Here is a 14,888-nt window from a genome sequence, read left to right as displayed (position 1 = left end):
GGCCGTACGGTCCGCGGCGTCAGCCCGCGAGGAAAGCGGCCACCGTGCGGGTGAAGGCGGCCGGGTCGTCGAGCCACGGGTAGTGTCCGGCGCCGGGCTGGACGGCGGCACGGGCGTGACGGAACAGCGCTGCCGCGGCGCGGACCGCCCCGGGCCGCGGGTCGGGGTCGTACTCGCCGGCCAACAGCAGTGTCGGCACCGGGAGTTCGGCGACGGCGGCGCGGACGGCGGCGGGCCGGAAGCCGCCGCCGTGGTACGCCGCGGCGGCCTCCGGGTGGCTCTGGACGGCGCAGTCGGCCTCGTGGGCGCGGGCGGTGGCGTTCCAGTCGCCGTGGAAGAGCGGCGCCACGGCGTCGGGGTCGGCGGCGCCGCCGGCGAAGGCGGCGCGGACGGCGGCCCGGGCGGCCGGGTACCACTCCTCGTCGGCGAGGCCGCGGGCCTCGGCCGCCTCGCGGTAGTCGTCCTCGGTGACGGTGCCGCCGAGGATCCGGAGGCTGGGCGTGACCAGCACCAGCCGGCCGGTGCGCCCGGGGTGCCGCAGCGCGTACAGGGTGGCGAGCGAGCAGCCGGCGGAGTGGGCGAGGAGGTCGGCCCGGTCGAGCCCGAGGTGCGCCCGGAACGCCTCGACGTCGGCCACCTGCCGGTCGACCCGGTAGCCCGCCGGGTCGGCCGGGCGTGCCGATCGGCCCGTGCCGCGCAGGTCGAGGACGTGCAGGGCGCGGTGTGCGGCGAGGCCGCCGAGGTCGCCGAGGTACGCGGCGTCGCGCATCGGGCCGCCGGCGAGGACGAGCAGCGGCTCGCCCTCGCCGAGGACGCGGTAGCCGAGCGGAGTGCCGTCGGGGCCGGTGAAGGTCGTCATCGAAGGATCGTGGCAACCTCCGACCGGCCGGGGCAACGGGAAATCGGCCGGGCGCCGCCGCGAGGCCGTTCACACCGGTCAGCCCGCCGAGCCGCCGAAGCGCGCCGTCCAGGCCGCCAGGTCCTCGTCCGTGATCTTGGCGAACAGTACCGGCGGCACCGTGAACGCCGTCCCGGCCGGCACCAGGTCCAGTGCCCGCGCCTCCTGCGGGGCGATCCAGTCCCGGGTGGCGGCCGGGGAGTCCTCGGGCAGCGCGAAGGCCCCGCGCATCGCCGCCGCGGTGGCCGGGATGAACGGTTCGGAGACCACCGCGTACAGGTGGATCAGGTTCATCGCGGTGCGCAGGGTCAGCGCCGCCGCCTCCGGGTCGGTCTTCACCTGCAGCCAGGGCGCCTTCTCGTCCAGGTACGCGTTGCCGGCGCTCCACAGCGCGCGCAGGGCCTGCGCCGCCTTGCGGAAGCTGAGCGCGTCCAACTGGGCCTCGTACTCGGCGAGCAGCGCGGCGACCTGCTCGCCGAGGCGCTGCTCGGCCCGGCCCGGCGCGTGCCCGCCCGGGACGTCGTCGCCGAAGCGCTTGCGGCTGAAGGAGAGCACCCGGTTGACGAAGTTGCCGAGGGTGTCGGCGAGGTCCTTGTTGACCACCGAGGCGAACAGGTCCCAGGTGAAGCTGGAGTCGTCCGACTCGGGCGCGTGCGCCATCAGGAAGTAGCGCCAGTAGTCGGCGGGCAGCAGCTCCAGCGCGACGTCGGTGAAGACGCCGCGCTTCTGGCTGGTGGAGAACTTCCCGCCGTAGTACGTCAGCCAGTTGAAGGCCTTGACGTAGTCGACCTTCTTCCACGGACGGCGCGAGCCGAGCAGCGTGGCCGGGAACATCACGGTGTGGAACGGGACGTTGTCCTTGGCCATGAACTCGGTGTAGCGGACGGTCTCGTCGACCTCGTACCACCAGGACTTCCAGTCCCGCAGCTGCCCGGCCGGGGCCGCGTCCGCCCATTCCTTGGTGGCGCCGATGTACTCGATCGGGGCGTCGAACCAGACGTAGAACACCTTGCCCTCGGCGGCCAGTTCGGGCCACACGTCGGCGGGCACCGGGACGCCCCACTCCAGGTCGCGGGTGATCGAGCGGTCCTGGAGGCCCTCGGTCAGCCACTTGCGGGCGATCGAGGAGGCCAGCACCGGCCAGTCGTCGGCGTGGGCGGCGACCCAGTCCTCGACCTCCTCGGTGAGCTTGGACTGGAGCAGGAACAGGTGGCGGGTCTCCCGGACCTCCAGGTCGGAGCTGCCGCTGATCGCCGAGCGCGGCTCCAGCAGGTCGGTCGGGTCGAGCACCCGGGTGCAGTTCTCGCACTGGTCGCCGCGGGCCTTGTCGTAGCCGCAGTGCGGGCAGGTGCCGACGATGTAGCGGTCCGGCAGGAAGCGGCCGTCGGCGTTGGAGTACACCTGGCGGATCGCGCGCTCCTCGATGAAGCCGTTGCGCTGCAGCTCGCGGGCGATCTCCTGGGTGATCTCCCGGTTCTGCGGCGAGGAGCTGCGGCCGAAGTGGTCGAAGGAGAGCCCGAAGCCCTCGTACACCGCCCGCTGCGCGTCGTGTGCCCGGGCGCAGAACTCCGCGACGGGCAACCCGGCTTCCTGGGCGGCCAGTTCGGCGGGCGTGCCGTGCTCGTCGGTGGCGCAGATGAACAGCACCTCGTGCCCTCGTCGGCGCAGGTACCGGGCGTGGACGTCCGCCGGGAGCATGGACCCGACCATGTTGCCCAGGTGCTTGATCCCGTTGATGTACGGAAGGGCGCTGGTGATCAGGTGCCGAGCCATCCTCGGATGCTCCGATTTCTCCCGCACGCGCACCCCACCCGGAGTGCCGTGTCAGGCGCAGGGGTCCACTGTGGGCTGCAAGCCTAGGGCAAGCGGAGGGCCCTGGCGCACGCGGCGGGCCGGGGCGGACGGCACTTCCGGAGCGGGTCGGACCGCACGTCCGGAGCGGGATGGACCGCACGTCCGGAGCGGGATGGACCGTGCTTCCGGGCCGGGGCGGACGGCATTTCCGGGGCGGCGTGGACGGCACGTCCGGGCCGGGCGTCACGGCCGGGTGAAGTCGCCGTACCGGTCGAACTCCCCGGACTTCACCCCGCGGACGAAGGCGGCCCACTTGCGGGGGGTGGTCTGCACGACGACCTCGGGCCGGTCGGACTCTCGGATCTCCACCAGCTCGCCCGCCGATCTGACCTCGACGCAGTCGGTGCTCTCGCCGCTGGCCGAGGCCTTGCGCCAGGTACTCATGCGAAGTCTTTCAGCAAGGCCCGGATGAAGTCCCGGGACTCGTCCGGCCCGAGCGCGATGGCCGCGGTCTCCTCCTTGATCCGGCGGTAGGAGGCCAATTCGGCCTGGGTGTGCACGAATTTCGGCCCGTGGGAGAGATCGATCTGGACGGTGTCGAGTTCCGGGACGGGTCCGCGGGCGAGGTACAGGCTCTCTCCGGAGCCGGTGTAGGTGGGCACGCTGAACGGGATCACCCGGATCTCCACACCGGGCCGTTCGGAATTCTCCAACAGGCTCCGCAACTGGTCGCGCAGTACTTCCGGACCGCCGAACTGCATGCGCAGCGCGGACTCGTGCAGGAATGCGCTGTACGGCTTCGGGTGGTCGACGAAGATCTGCTGGCGCCGAATCCGGAATGCCTTCCGGACGTCGGCCTCCTGCCGGTACTGCGGGGGGAGCCGCTCGAACACCGCGGCGGCGTACTCCGGGGTCTGCAGCAGTCCGGGGATGAAGGTGCTGTTCAGGATGGAGAGGGAGGAGGCGTGGTGCTCCATCTCCGCGATGTCGATGATCGCGTTCGGCAGCCGGCCGCGGTAGCCGTCCCACCAGTACTTGCGCCGGTCCTGAGTCATCGTCAGCAGTGCGTCCAGGTAGGGACCGTCCGCGCATCCGCAGGTGAGTGCCCAGATCCGGAGCCGCTCGGCGCTGATGCCCGACTTCCCGTTCTCCATCTGGGAGATCTTGGGCAGGTCGGTGCCGATGGTGGCGGCCAGGCTCTTGGGCGTGACGCCCACGAGCTCGCGCATCCTGCGCAACTCGATCCCGAGGCGCTGCTGGCGCACGGTCGGCGACAAGCGGGGTGGCATGACTCTCTTCTCCGGGTCGCGGCTGGCGTCGATGCTTCCGGTGAAGTGTGCCGCGCGTGCCGGGCCCTAGCTACCGAAATGGGGGATACCCCACGATGGAGTGAACGTCGTTCCGCTCGGTAGCAACTCTGGCACCTTGACCCTATGGTCATCCGTGTCACTCGCTGACTTGTTGCCGCCTAAACAGTCGTCAAACAGTCGTCAATCGGCCGTAATGACACATCAGATGCATGGTCGCGGCGCCCGAAATCATCGACCGGAGACAGCCATGCCCCTCCCCTCTGTACTCGGCCTTCCCCATCGGCCCCACCGGCCCCACCCGTCCCGGCGCATTTCCGCATCCCGGTGAATGCGCTTCTCGTCGCCGGATTGTCGGCGCTCCTGCTCGCCGTCCTGTTCGTCGGCTGGCTGGTCTGGCTGGTGAACGTCAAGCCCTCCGAACTCCGCGCGGTGAAACGCGAGTTGGCGGCCAGCCATGCCGCCGCGGGGGACCGGAAGTAGCCGCCGCGGCCGGCCGGGGCGCGGCTCAGCCCCGGGAGAGCCGTTCCGTCAGCCGGGACTCGGCCGCCGGCCACTCGTCGGCGAGCATCGAGAAGTAGACGCTGTCCCGCCAGCTGCCGTCGGGGCGCAGCCGGTGGCGGCGCAGGGTCCCCTCGTACAGGGCGCCGAGGCGCAGGACCGCGGCGCGGGAGCGCTCGTTGCGGGCGTCGGTCTTCCAGAAGACCCGGCCCATGCCGAGGTCCTCGAAGGCGTGGCGCAGGAGCAGCAGCTTGGCCTCGGTGTTGACCGCCGTGCGCCAGACCGAGCGGGCGTACCAGGTGCCGCCGATCTCCACGGACTCGTCCGGCGCGCTGTGGTCGTGGTAGCCGGTGACGCCGACGGCCCGGCCGCTCGCGAGGTCGACGGCGGCGAAGTTCACCGACTCGCCCGCGGCCGCTTCCGCGATCCGGGTGTCGAGGATCGCGCCGAGCTCCTCCTGCGAGCCGGGCGGCGGCGACATGGTCCAGCGCCAGACGTCGGGGTCGGGGCCGACGGCGGTCCAGAGGTCGGCGAGGTGGCGGCGCTCCAGCGGCTCCAGGCGGATGTGGCGGCCGGTGAGGGTGACGGGTGCGGGCTGCTTCGCGGTCATGATCCGAACGTAGCCCGATTGTGCACTAGAGGCAATAGATGTTTGAACTAGTGCGAAATCCCCCAGCGCAGAAGATCCAGTGCGGAGGATCCAGCGCGGAGGATCCGGGATGACGAAGGGCCCCGCAGGACGGTGCGTCCTGCGGGGCCCTCGGTGAAGAGCGGGGTCCGGCTCAGATGAACGAGTTGATCTGGATCGTCTCGTCGCGGCCCGGGCCGACGCCGATGGCGGAGATCGGCGCGCCCGACATCTCCTCCAGCGCCTTCACGTACGCCTGGGCGTTCTTCGGCAGATCGGCGAAGGACTTCGCCTTGCTGATGTCCTCGGTCCAGCCCGGCAGCGTCTCGTAGATCGGCTTGGCGTGGTGGAAGTCCGACTGGTTGTAGGGGAGCTCCTCGACCCGCTTGCCGTCGATCTCGTACGCGACGCAGACCGGGATCTGCTCCCAGCCGGTCAGCACGTCCAGCTTGGTGAGGAAGAAGTCGGTGAGGCCGTTGACCCGGGTCGCGTAGCGAGCGATCACGGCGTCGAACCAGCCGCAGCGGCGGTCGCGGCCGGTGGTGACACCGCGCTCGCCGCCGATCCGGCGCAGCGCCTCGCCGTCCGCGTCGAGCAGCTCGGTCGGGAACGGGCCGGAGCCGACGCGGGTGGTGTAGGCCTTGAGGATGCCGATGACCCGGTCGATCTTGGTCGGGCCGATGCCGGCGCCGGTGCAGGCGCCGCCCGCGGTCGGGTTCGACGAGGTCACGAAGGGGTACGTGCCGTGGTCGACGTCGAGCAGGGTGCCCTGGCCGCCCTCCAGCAGGACGACCTTGTCCGCCTTCAGCGCCTCGTCCAGGACGAGGGTGGTGTCGGAGAGGAAGGGCCTGATCTTCTCCGCGTAGCCCAGGTACTCCTCGACCACCAGGTCGGCCGGGATGGTGCGGCGGTTGTACAGCTTGACCAGGATCTGGTTCTTGTCGTGCAGCGCCGCCTCGATCTTCTGGCGCAGGATCGACTCGTCGAACAGGTCCTGGACCCGGATGCCGACGCGGTTGATCTTGTCCGCGTAGGTCGGGCCGATGCCGCGGCCGGTGGTGCCGATCCGGCGCTTGCCGAGGAAGCGCTCGGTGACCTTGTCCAGGGTGCGGTGGTACGGCGTGATCAGGTGGGCGTTGCCCGAGATCAGCAGCTTGGAGGTGTCGATGCCGCGCTCGTTCAGGCCGGCCAGCTCGGAGAGCAGCACGGCCGGGTCGATCACGACGCCGTTGCCGATCACCGGCGTCACGTTCGGGCTGAGGATTCCGGAAGGGAGCAGGTGCAGGGCGTACTTCTGGTCGCCGATGACCACCGTGTGACCGGCGTTGTTGCCGCCCTGGTAGCGGACCACGTAGTCCACGGAGCCACCGAGGAGGTCGGTGGCCTTCCCCTTGCCCTCGTCTCCCCACTGAGCGCCAACGAGCACGAGTGCCGGCACAGGCGTACACCCCTTCCGGTTGGGGCATCCTGCGTAGGCCGCAGTCTGCCCCGAGATAGACGAAGCCCCTGGCGCAATGGCGCAAGGGGCTCTTGCACCGAGAGATTACCTGAGGAAGGACCGGTCGTGTCGTCCCTGTCCACGCCTGCTACCGGCGGCCCGGAGCCGCTCCTGCTGCTCCTCGACCCGGTGGCCCGGCAGACCGACGGCGAGTCGGTGCGGATCGCGAAGGACGTGCTCTGCGGGGGCGCGGACGTGAAGGTGGCCTTTCCGGAGAGCCCTTCCGAGCTCGACCGGGTGCTTTCGCACCGGGGCCGGAGGCGACCGGTGGTGATCGGTTCCGACCTCGCGCTGCAGCGGGTGCTCCAGGCCCTGCATCGCCAGCGTGAGCTGGGCACGGAACCGGTGGGGATGGTTCCGGTCGGCCGCTCGCAGGAGCTGGCGGCGGCCCGCGCGCTCGGCGTGCCGGGGGAGCCGGTGCGGGCCGCGCGGGCGGTGCTGTCGGGCGCGCCGCGCCGGCTGGACCTGCTGGTGGACGACGGTGGCGGGGTGGCGCTGGGCGGGGTGCGGATCACCGGCGGGGGTGCGCGGCGCATGGTGGGCCGTTCGGGTGGCTGGCGTTCGCTATGGGCGAAACTGGCTGCGGCCGAGCAGGCGAACGCACTCACTCCGGACGGCGCCGACCACAGCTCCCGCGTCCGGGTCGAGGCGGACGGCCGACTGCTCGCGGACGTCCACCGGCCGGTCCGGCTGGTCCAGGTCACGCTCCCGTCCGGCGCCTCGGACGGGACGGGCGAGATGGAGGTGGTGGTCGCCGCCTCCGGCGCCCTGGTGCGTGCCCGGGCGGCGAGCGTGTCGGTGGTCGGGCGGGGCTTCGACTACGAGGCCGACGGCCGCCCGGTCGGTCCGGTCCGGGCGCGGACCTGGACGGTGCACCCGGGAGCCTGGGGCCTGCTGCTGCCGGCCGCCTGAACGCCCGCCCGAACGCCCGCCCGACCGGTGGGCGGCCGGCGGGCGACGGGTGGGGGAACGCCGGGTGAGCAGGCTCACGTTCGTCCGTGCCCGGACCCCCGCCGCCGCGCACCCGGAACTCCCCAACAGGCGCGAACCACAAGGCCAAGCGCCGCCCGCCGGAATTCCCCCCACCCGAAATCCCCGGCCGGTAAGGGGTTTTGTCTACGCGCATCAACTCGCGATCGCCGGACAAACCCGCAGTCCCGGGGTCCGACAGCCCGGGTCAACTGCCCTAGACTCGAAGGCGTGCCACGTGGTGACGGAAGACTCAACCACGATCTTCTTCCCGGTGAGAAAGGCCCCCAGGACGCTTGTGGCGTCTTCGGTGTCTGGGCTCCCGGCGAGGAGGTCGCCAAGCTCACGTTCTTCGGCCTTTACGCCCTGCAGCACCGCGGTCAGGAATCCGCGGGCATCGCAGTGAGCAACGGCTCCCAGATTCTCGTCTTCAAGGACATGGGCCTCGTTTCCCAGGTCTTCGACGAGGCCTCGCTGGGGTCGTTGCACGGGCATATCGCCGTCGGACACGCCCGCTACTCGACCACCGGTTCCTCGGTCTGGGAGAACGCCCAGCCGACCTTCCGGGCGACCGTTCACGGTTCGCTGGCCCTCGGGCACAACGGAAACCTGGTGAACACCGCCGAACTGGCGGCCATGGTCGCCGAACTCCCCGGCGAGGAGCACGTCTCGCGCTCCGGCCGGAGCGCCGCGACCAACGACACCGACCTGGTGACGGCGCTGCTCGCCGGCCACCCGGACCTCTCCATCGAGGAGACGGCCAAGGTCGTGCTGCCCCAGGTCAAGGGCGCGTTCTCGCTCGTCTTCATGGACGAGCACACCCTCTACGCCGCCCGTGACCCGCAGGGCATCCGCCCGCTGGTGCTCGGCCGGCTGGAGCGCGGCTGGGTGGTCGCCTCCGAGACGGCGGCGCTGGACATCTGCGGCGCCTCCTTCATCCGCGAGGTCGAGCCCGGCGAGCTCATCGCCATCGACGAGAACGGGATGCGCAGCTCCCGGTTCGCCGAGGCCAAGCCCAAGGGCTGCGTCTTCGAGTACGTCTACCTGGCCCGCCCCGACACCTCCATCGCCGGCCGCAACGTGCACCTCTCCCGCGTGGAGATGGGCCGCCGGCTGGCCAAGGAGGCGCCCGTCGATGCCGACCTGGTGATAGCGACGCCCGAGTCCGGCACCCCCGCCGCGATCGGCTACGCCGAGGCCAGCGGCATCCCGTACGGCTCCGGCCTGGTGAAGAACGCCTACGTGGGCCGCACCTTCATCCAGCCCAGCCAGACGATCCGCCAGCTCGGCATCCGGCTCAAGCTCAACCCGCTGCGCGAGGTCATCGCGGGCAAGCGCCTGGTGGTCGTGGACGACTCGATCGTGCGCGGCAACACCCAGCGCGCGCTGGTGAAGATGCTCCGCGAGGCCGGCGCCGCCGAGGTGCACATCCGGATCTCCTCGCCGCCGGTGAAGTGGCCCTGCTTCTTCGGCATCGACTTCGCCACCCGCGCGGAGCTGATCGCCAACGGCATGACCATCGAGGAGATCGGCCGCACCCTCGGCGCGGACTCGCTCTCCTACATCTCGATCGACGGCATGATCGAGGCCACCGCGCAGCCGAAGGACCGGCTCTGCCGGGCCTGCTTCGACGGCGAGTACCCGATGGAGCTGCCGGATCCGGCGCTGCTCGGCAAGCTCCTGCTGGAGGCCGAGATCAAGGGCGGCCAGCAGCCGCCGGCCGTCCGCGGCAAGCCGACCAGCGGCAGCGACCTGGACGGCGTCCAGTCGCTGCTCGGCGGGGCGGGCGCGGCCGACGCGCTGCGCCGGCCGTAACGAACCGACGGTGGGGTCCCGTGAACCGGGGCCCCACCGCTGTTCCACCCCCTGCTGTTCCGTAGAACCACCCCCACCTGACCCGAAAGGGCCGCACGCAGTGACCAGCAACCAGAACGGTGCCACCTACGCCGCCGCCGGTGTCGACATCGAGGCGGGCGACCGCGCCGTCGAGCTCATGAAGCAGTGGGTGAAGAAGGCCAACCGCCCCGAGGTGGTCGGCGGTCTCGGCGGTTTCGCCGGCCTCTTCGACGCGTCCGCCTTCAAGAACTACGAGCGGCCGCTGCTGGCCTCGGCCACCGACGGCGTGGGGACCAAGGTGGCCATCGCCGCCGCCATGGACAAGCACGACACCATCGGCCACGACCTGGTCGGCATGGTCGTCGACGACCTGGTGGTGTGCGGCGCCGAGCCGCTGTTCATGACCGACTACATCTGCGTCGGCAAGGTCGTCCCGGAGCGGGTCGCCGCGATCGTCAAGGGCATCGCCGAGGGCTGCGCGCTGGCCGGCTGCGCCCTGGTCGGCGGCGAGACCGCCGAGCACCCGGGCCTGCTGGGCCCGGACGAGTACGACGTCGCGGGCGCCGGCACCGGTGTGGTGGAGGCCGACGCGCTGCTCGGCGCGGACCGGGTCCGCGCCGGCGACGTGGTGATCGCGATGGCCGCCTCCGGCCTGCACTCCAACGGCTACTCGCTGGTCCGCCACGTGCTGCTGAACGAGGCCGGCTGGAAGCTGGACCGCAAGGTCGAGGAGTTCGGCCGCACCCTCGGCGAGGAGCTGCTGGAGCCGACCCGGATCTACTCGCTGGACTGCCTGGCGCTCACCCGCGCCACCGAGGTGCACGCCTTCTCGCACGTCACCGGCGGCGGCCTGGCGGCCAACCTGGCCCGGGTCGTCCCGGACGGCCTGCACGCCCGCCTGGACCGCGGCACCTGGACCCCGCTGCCGGTCTTCCAGACCGTCGCCGAGGTCGGCAAGGTGGCCACCCTGGAGATCGAGAAGACGCTGAACATGGGCGTCGGCATGGTCGCGGTCGTCCCGCCGCACTCGGTGGACGTCGTGCTGTCGATCCTGGAGGACCGCGGCGTGGAGGCCTGGCTGCTCGGCGACATCGTCGAGCGCGGCGACGGGCACGAGGGCGGCGCGGCCCTCTACAACGCCTACGAGGGCTTCCGGGCGAGCTGACCCCGGCGTGACGACGAGAGGGCCCCTCCGGAGCACCGGAGGGGCCCTCTCGCGTGCGGTGGAGGCGGCCGGCGGACCGTGCGGAACCGGTCGGCGGACCGTACGGGGGGACGCCGGGCGGGGTGGTCCGGCACGAGGGGACGCCGGGTGGGGCGGACTGGCACGAGGGAACGCCGAAGACCGGTCCGGCGCCCTGGCGGGTGCCCGAACCGGTCGGCGGGACTGCTGTGGCTACGAGCGGCGGGAGGCCTGGGACGCCCCGGTGCCTGGCCCGTTGTCGTCCTCGTCGTCGAGGTCGGCGTAGCGGGCTGCGTACTCCGCGTACGGGTCGTCCTCCTCCTCCTCCTCGATCGGCTCCGGCTCGATCGAGGCGGTGGACGGAGATACGCCCAGCTCGTTGGACAGACGGTTAGCGTCGAACCCGCCGCTGTTGTACTTCAGCTCGCGGGCGACCTTCGTCTGCTTGGCCTTGGCCCGGCCGCGCCCCATGGGTCGACCCCCTCAACGATGGGGCTCACGGCCCCGAGTCTGACACGTGTTCATGATCAGGACCGGCCTGCCCGAATGGGAGGACCGTCCCTTGGAGCATTAACGGTACCTGTTTCCGCCGCTGGACGGTACGTCGTCGGTGTGACGTGGCGCGCACCGACCGCACCCGCGACCAGGTCTTCCCAGGTCAAGGGAGGTTTTGCGGCGTTTTGCGCGCTGTCCAGAGGTGTCTGAGGTCCGTCGTTCCAGGACTGATTATCCCCCCTAGGGGGGCCTCGGATCACCCGTTCGGCGGGAGAAGTGAGAATCCGGTTCCACATCGTGATGCGCGGGGGACCGTCCCCACGGCCCCCCGCGCATCACCCGGTCGGTTGTCGACCCGTCAGGCGCGGCGGGCGCCGGGCAGCAGCACCGTGCGCAGGGCGCTGATCTCGCGCATCCGCTTCTCGGCCAGGCGGTCGGCGGCGACCGCGGGCGGGATGCCGTCGGCCGTCGCCCGGGTGAAGATCTCCAGGGTGGTGTCGAAGATCTTCGTGGCCTTGTTCTTGGCCCGCTCGAAGTTGAAGCCGTCGATCTCGTCGGCGACCTGGATGACGCCGCCGGAGTTCACCAGGTAGTCCGGCGCGTAGAGGATGCCGCGGTCGGCCAGGTCCTTCTCGACGCCCGGGTGGGCCAGCTGGTTGTTGGCCGCGCCGCAGACGACGGAGGTGCCGAACTCGCCCAGCGCGGCGACCGTGGCGTCGGTCAGCGCGCCGCCGAGGGCGCAGGGGGCGTAGACGTCCAGCTTGGCCTGGAGCAGGGCGGTGGTGTCGGCGACGACCTCCACCTCCGGGTGGGCGGCGCGCACCCGGTTGACCGCGGCCTCGAAGGGGTCGGTGACGACGACCGTGGCGCCGTCCGCGACCAGGTGGCCGACCAGGTAGTGGCCGACCTTGCCGACGCCCGCGACGCCGACCCGCTTGCCGCGCAGGGTCGGCTGGCCCCAGCGGGCCTGGGCGCTGGCGCGCATGCCCTGGAAGACGCCGAAGGCGGTCAGGATGGACGAGTCGCCGGCGCCGCCGTGCTCGGGCGAGCGGCCGGTCACGAACTCGGTCTCGCGGGCGATGACGTCCATGTCCTGGACGTAGGTGCCCACGTCGCAGGCGGTGATGTAGCGGCCGCGCAGGGACTCGACGAAGCGGCCGTAGGCCCGGAGCATCGCCTCGTTCTTGTCCTTGTTCGGGTCGCCGATGATGACGGCCTTGCCGCCACCGAGGTCCAGGCCGGCCAGCGCGTTCTTGTAGGACATTCCGCGGGACAGGTTCAGCGCGTCCTCCAGCGCCGCCTCCTCGGAGGCGTACGGGAAGAAGCGGGTGCCGCCGAGGGCCGGGCCCAGGGCGGTCGAGTGGATGGCGATGATCGCCTTCAGGCCCGAGCTGCGGTCGTGGCAGAGGACGACCTGCTCGTGACCGTCGCCGGGGGCGCCGTCCTGTTCGGTACGGAAGATCCTGCTGAGCACGCCGGGTGCGGAGTGCGTGGCGGGGGTCTGTACGTCGGTCACTGTGGTGACTCCAGTATCGAAGGCCCGCTGCTGTGGTGCGGGCGTCTGAGGCGAAGCGTAGCCGCGCCGGTGCCGCCGATCGGCCGTCTTGTCCGAGCTGGGGCCGGTCGTCCGAGGAGTGAGACGGGAAGGCGGACGGGTGCGGGCGCGAACGGGTTCGGGGGCGCGCCCTCCCGGGGCCGGGCGGTGCGTGCGACCATGCAGGACGTGACCGTCGTACGTACTTCCGTACAACCGCCCTACGCCGCCCACCTGCGGGTCTACGAGCCGCTGGCCGCCTATCCGGAGCCCGAGCGGGCACACTGGCAGGCCTGTGCGGCGGAGCGCGGTCCGGACGCCGCCGAGCCGTCGCAGCCGGTGGCGGCGGCGGTGCTGGAGGAGCAGCGGGAGGCGCTCGCCGGGCTGGCCGCTCGCACGCCCCGGGCGCTGCCCGAGCGGGAGAGCGGGCGGGCGTACCTGCGGGTGGTGGACGGCGTACTGTACGTCTGCCCGTGGGCGACCCGACTGCGCAGCTGGCAGGCGCTGGAGGAGCTGCGGGCCGGGGCGCCGGTGGCGCTGCTGGACACCGCGCTGCCGCCGGTGACCCGGGCGGCCGCCGAGGCGGACCGGGAGCGCTGGCGGGCCGAGCACCCGGACGCCCGGCCGTGGATCCTGACCAGCCGGTGGGAGGTGCCGGTGCGCTGGTTCCTGCCGTTCGGGGGCGAGGACCGCTGCTTCGTGCCGGGCGGGGACGGACCCGCGGACGGACCGGGAGGGGAAGGGGAGGACGGGCCCGGGGGCCGGCCGGCGGCGCTGTTCTACCTGGTGCCGATGGCGCAGGCGCGCCGGCGGGTGGCGCGGGCCTTCCGGGCGCTGCGCGAGGCGGTGCCGGACGGGGAGCTGGTGCAGGGGGCGGAGCGGGTCGGGCGCTGGCTGGAGGAGTTCCATCCGCGCTCGCTGGTGGAACTGGACTACGGGGGTCTGGTGCATCTGCTGGGTCCGGAGCGGTTGCTGGCGGACCGTTCGGCGGGGGAACTGGAGGAGGGGCTGCGGGCGCTGCGGGCGGGGGACACCGCCGAGGCGCTGCGCGTGTACGGGGAGCTGACGGTGCGGTGGCGCCGGGTGCTGGCGCTGCGGCACGCGAACTGATGTCCGACCGCGCGTGTATGACTGTAAGAGTCCTAAGCACTGCACGTCCGATGACCAAGGTCCTGGTTCGGGTCAATAGCTGCCGAACGTGACACTACTCACCGTTGACGCGAACTTACCCCTATGTGCAAAAATGGGACAACCAGCCCAACTTCACGTGAGCGTGCCCACTTTTGGGTGGTTCTGGAGTCGATGCGTGCTTTGCGGGGAAACGGAGGGTCTGGTCCCTTCGTAACCGGATGTCATCGCTATGTGACTGTCCGTTATGGGGTGGTCCATCGCCATCCGTCGGCCTTGAACCCGTGAGGGGTCAATTTTGGCGGTTTGGTCGATAGGGCTGGACGGATGGTGTAGTTGTAGACACCAGGACAAGCCGTTCGTCCTATAACCGACTCGGCCCGTCTATGCCATTTCGGGCATCGCGGGCCAAGGTGCAGAATTTGAAGGATAGAACCGCCCTGGTTCGGTTCTCCCGAGGAGGCCGCTCATGACCGCTCGTACCCCTGATGCTGAGCCGCTGCTGACGCCGGCAGAGGTTGCCACCATGTTCCGCGTGGACCCGAAGACGGTCACTCGCTGGGCAAAGGCAGGCAAGCTGACGTCGATTCGCACGCTCGGCGGTCACCGCCGTTACCGTGAGGCGGAGGTGCGCGCTCTGCTGGCCGGGATTCCCGCCCAGCGCACTGAGGCCTGATAGGCCAAAGGCTCTTTAAAGGGGCCGCTTACCGGACTCCGCCGGGTCCGGTAAGCGGCCCCTTTGTCGTGCCCGCCCGAGGGTGTTCCGTGCCCGGGCGAGTGGTCGGAATGTTGAACTCCGGATAACGATTTGATGCGCGTGGGGCGGGGGGGATTTACAGTGAATAGCTGTACAATTTTACATATTAAATTAACGGGGTTCCGGGAAGGGTCGTACGGGGCCGATTCCTGGGGAGGTTCCGTGACGACCGTCACACGGTCCGTCACTTGTGGTCTAGACCTGGCCGGGGTAGTGGGCCGAACGGTCAAAAGCGAGAGGCCCGGAACCTGACGGTTCCGGGCCTCTCGCACTGCGGCGATCCCGACGGGACTTGAACCCGCGGTGTCTTATAAAAAAAATACGCAGCCCACCACAAAGCAAATGTAGATATAGGTGGTG

At 70.9% G+C, this 14,888-nt stretch carries 14 protein-coding genes; 6 read left to right on the top strand and 8 right to left on the bottom strand.

Features of this window, described 5'->3' with window-relative positions; translation table 11 throughout:
- Positions 1-19: 19 nt before the first annotated feature.
- From ACWGKU_RS24065 to ACWGKU_RS24050, 4 genes are all read right to left on the bottom strand, one after another.
- Positions 20-859 carry an alpha/beta fold hydrolase gene (locus ACWGKU_RS24065; protein ID WP_452179430.1) on the bottom strand — a complete coding sequence of 280 codons (840 nt, stop codon included), beginning with the start codon at positions 857-859 and terminating at the stop codon, positions 20-22.
- 78 nt (positions 860-937) lie between these two features.
- On the bottom strand, positions 938-2,671 hold the full coding sequence (gene metG, locus ACWGKU_RS24060; protein ID WP_401051237.1) for a methionine--tRNA ligase: 1,734 nt from the start codon (positions 2,669-2,671) through the stop codon (positions 938-940).
- Positions 2,672-2,935: 264 nt separating this feature from the next.
- The gene (locus tag ACWGKU_RS24055; protein ID WP_401051235.1) at positions 2,936-3,136 is read right to left on the bottom strand and encodes a DUF397 domain-containing protein; all 201 of its coding nucleotides are present in this window, start codon (positions 3,134-3,136) and stop codon (positions 2,936-2,938) included.
- On the bottom strand, positions 3,133-3,981 hold the full coding sequence (locus ACWGKU_RS24050; RefSeq protein ID WP_359897983.1) for a helix-turn-helix domain-containing protein: 849 nt from the start codon (positions 3,979-3,981) through the stop codon (positions 3,133-3,135). The genes ACWGKU_RS24055 and ACWGKU_RS24050 overlap by 4 nt, the downstream gene beginning before the upstream one ends.
- A gap of 345 nt (positions 3,982-4,326) precedes the next feature.
- Here ACWGKU_RS24050 and ACWGKU_RS24045 point away from each other — a divergent pair, with 345 nt between their 5' ends.
- The gene (locus ACWGKU_RS24045) at positions 4,327-4,482 is read left to right on the top strand and encodes a hypothetical protein (RefSeq protein ID WP_401052497.1); all 156 of its coding nucleotides are present in this window, start codon (positions 4,327-4,329) and stop codon (positions 4,480-4,482) included.
- 25 nt (positions 4,483-4,507) lie between these two features.
- On the opposite strand, the gene ACWGKU_RS24040 is transcribed toward ACWGKU_RS24045, so the two are convergent.
- Complete coding sequence (locus tag ACWGKU_RS24040; RefSeq protein ID WP_401052495.1) at positions 4,508-5,110, bottom strand: GNAT family N-acetyltransferase; 603 nt, start codon at positions 5,108-5,110, stop codon at positions 4,508-4,510.
- 172 nt (positions 5,111-5,282) lie between these two features.
- On the bottom strand, positions 5,283-6,566 hold the full coding sequence (locus ACWGKU_RS24035) for an adenylosuccinate synthase (protein WP_401052492.1): 1,284 nt from the start codon (positions 6,564-6,566) through the stop codon (positions 5,283-5,285).
- 126 nt (positions 6,567-6,692) lie between these two features.
- Here ACWGKU_RS24035 and ACWGKU_RS24030 point away from each other — a divergent pair, with 126 nt between their 5' ends.
- From ACWGKU_RS24030 to purM, 3 genes are all read left to right on the top strand, one after another.
- The gene (locus tag ACWGKU_RS24030; protein ID WP_380546262.1) at positions 6,693-7,538 is read left to right on the top strand and encodes a diacylglycerol kinase family protein; all 846 of its coding nucleotides are present in this window, start codon (positions 6,693-6,695) and stop codon (positions 7,536-7,538) included.
- A gap of 288 nt (positions 7,539-7,826) precedes the next feature.
- Complete coding sequence (purF, locus tag ACWGKU_RS24025; RefSeq protein ID WP_359897974.1) at positions 7,827-9,410, top strand: amidophosphoribosyltransferase; 1,584 nt, start codon at positions 7,827-7,829, stop codon at positions 9,408-9,410.
- 100 nt (positions 9,411-9,510) lie between these two features.
- Positions 9,511-10,596 carry a phosphoribosylformylglycinamidine cyclo-ligase gene (gene purM, locus ACWGKU_RS24020; protein WP_359897972.1) on the top strand — a complete coding sequence of 362 codons (1,086 nt, stop codon included), beginning with the start codon at positions 9,511-9,513 and terminating at the stop codon, positions 10,594-10,596.
- 231 nt (positions 10,597-10,827) lie between these two features.
- Here purM and ACWGKU_RS24015 read toward each other — a convergent pair whose 3' ends face one another.
- On the bottom strand, positions 10,828-11,085 hold the full coding sequence (locus ACWGKU_RS24015; protein ID WP_359897971.1) for a DUF3073 domain-containing protein: 258 nt from the start codon (positions 11,083-11,085) through the stop codon (positions 10,828-10,830).
- Between the two features lie 382 nt (positions 11,086-11,467).
- Positions 11,468-12,625, bottom strand: a complete 1,158-nt coding sequence (locus tag ACWGKU_RS24010; protein ID WP_387693917.1) for a Glu/Leu/Phe/Val dehydrogenase dimerization domain-containing protein — start codon at positions 12,623-12,625, stop codon at positions 11,468-11,470.
- Between the two features lie 198 nt (positions 12,626-12,823).
- Here ACWGKU_RS24010 and ACWGKU_RS24005 point away from each other — a divergent pair, with 198 nt between their 5' ends.
- Together ACWGKU_RS24005 and bldC are read left to right on the top strand one after the other, a co-directional pair.
- Complete coding sequence (locus tag ACWGKU_RS24005; RefSeq protein ID WP_452179429.1) at positions 12,824-13,753, top strand: hypothetical protein; 930 nt, start codon at positions 12,824-12,826, stop codon at positions 13,751-13,753.
- Between the two features lie 487 nt (positions 13,754-14,240).
- Positions 14,241-14,447: a developmental transcriptional regulator BldC gene (bldC, locus tag ACWGKU_RS24000; RefSeq protein ID WP_014137253.1), complete on the top strand. Its 207-nt coding sequence runs from the start codon at positions 14,241-14,243 to the stop codon at positions 14,445-14,447.
- Positions 14,448-14,888: the final 441 nt, after the last annotated feature.

The organism is Kitasatospora sp. NPDC054768 (assembly GCF_053612025.1).
Note: the sequence above shows the minus strand (reverse complement) of the source record. Positions and strands in the feature narration are given on the sequence as shown.

Bases quoted from the DNA above. Each gene is read 5' to 3' on its own strand.
- ACWGKU_RS24055 (WP_401051235.1), bottom strand. From the start codon at position 3,136: ATGAGTACCTGGCGCAAGGCCTCGGCCAGCGGCGAGAGCACCGACTGC.
- metG (WP_401051237.1), bottom strand. From the start codon at position 2,671: ATGGCTCGGCACCTGATCACCAGCGCCCTTCCGTACATCAACGGGATC.
- bldC (WP_014137253.1), top strand. From the start codon at position 14,241: ATGACCGCTCGTACCCCTGATGCTGAGCCGCTGCTGACGCCGGCAGAG.
- ACWGKU_RS24065 (WP_452179430.1), bottom strand. From the start codon at position 859: ATGACGACCTTCACCGGCCCCGACGGCACTCCGCTCGGCTACCGCGTC.
- ACWGKU_RS24005 (WP_452179429.1), top strand. From the start codon at position 12,824: ATGCAGGACGTGACCGTCGTACGTACTTCCGTACAACCGCCCTACGCC.
- ACWGKU_RS24050 (WP_359897983.1), bottom strand. From the start codon at position 3,981: ATGCCACCCCGCTTGTCGCCGACCGTGCGCCAGCAGCGCCTCGGGATC.
- ACWGKU_RS24040 (WP_401052495.1), bottom strand. From the start codon at position 5,110: ATGACCGCGAAGCAGCCCGCACCCGTCACCCTCACCGGCCGCCACATC.
- ACWGKU_RS24015 (WP_359897971.1), bottom strand. From the start codon at position 11,085: ATGGGGCGCGGCCGGGCCAAGGCCAAGCAGACGAAGGTCGCCCGCGAG.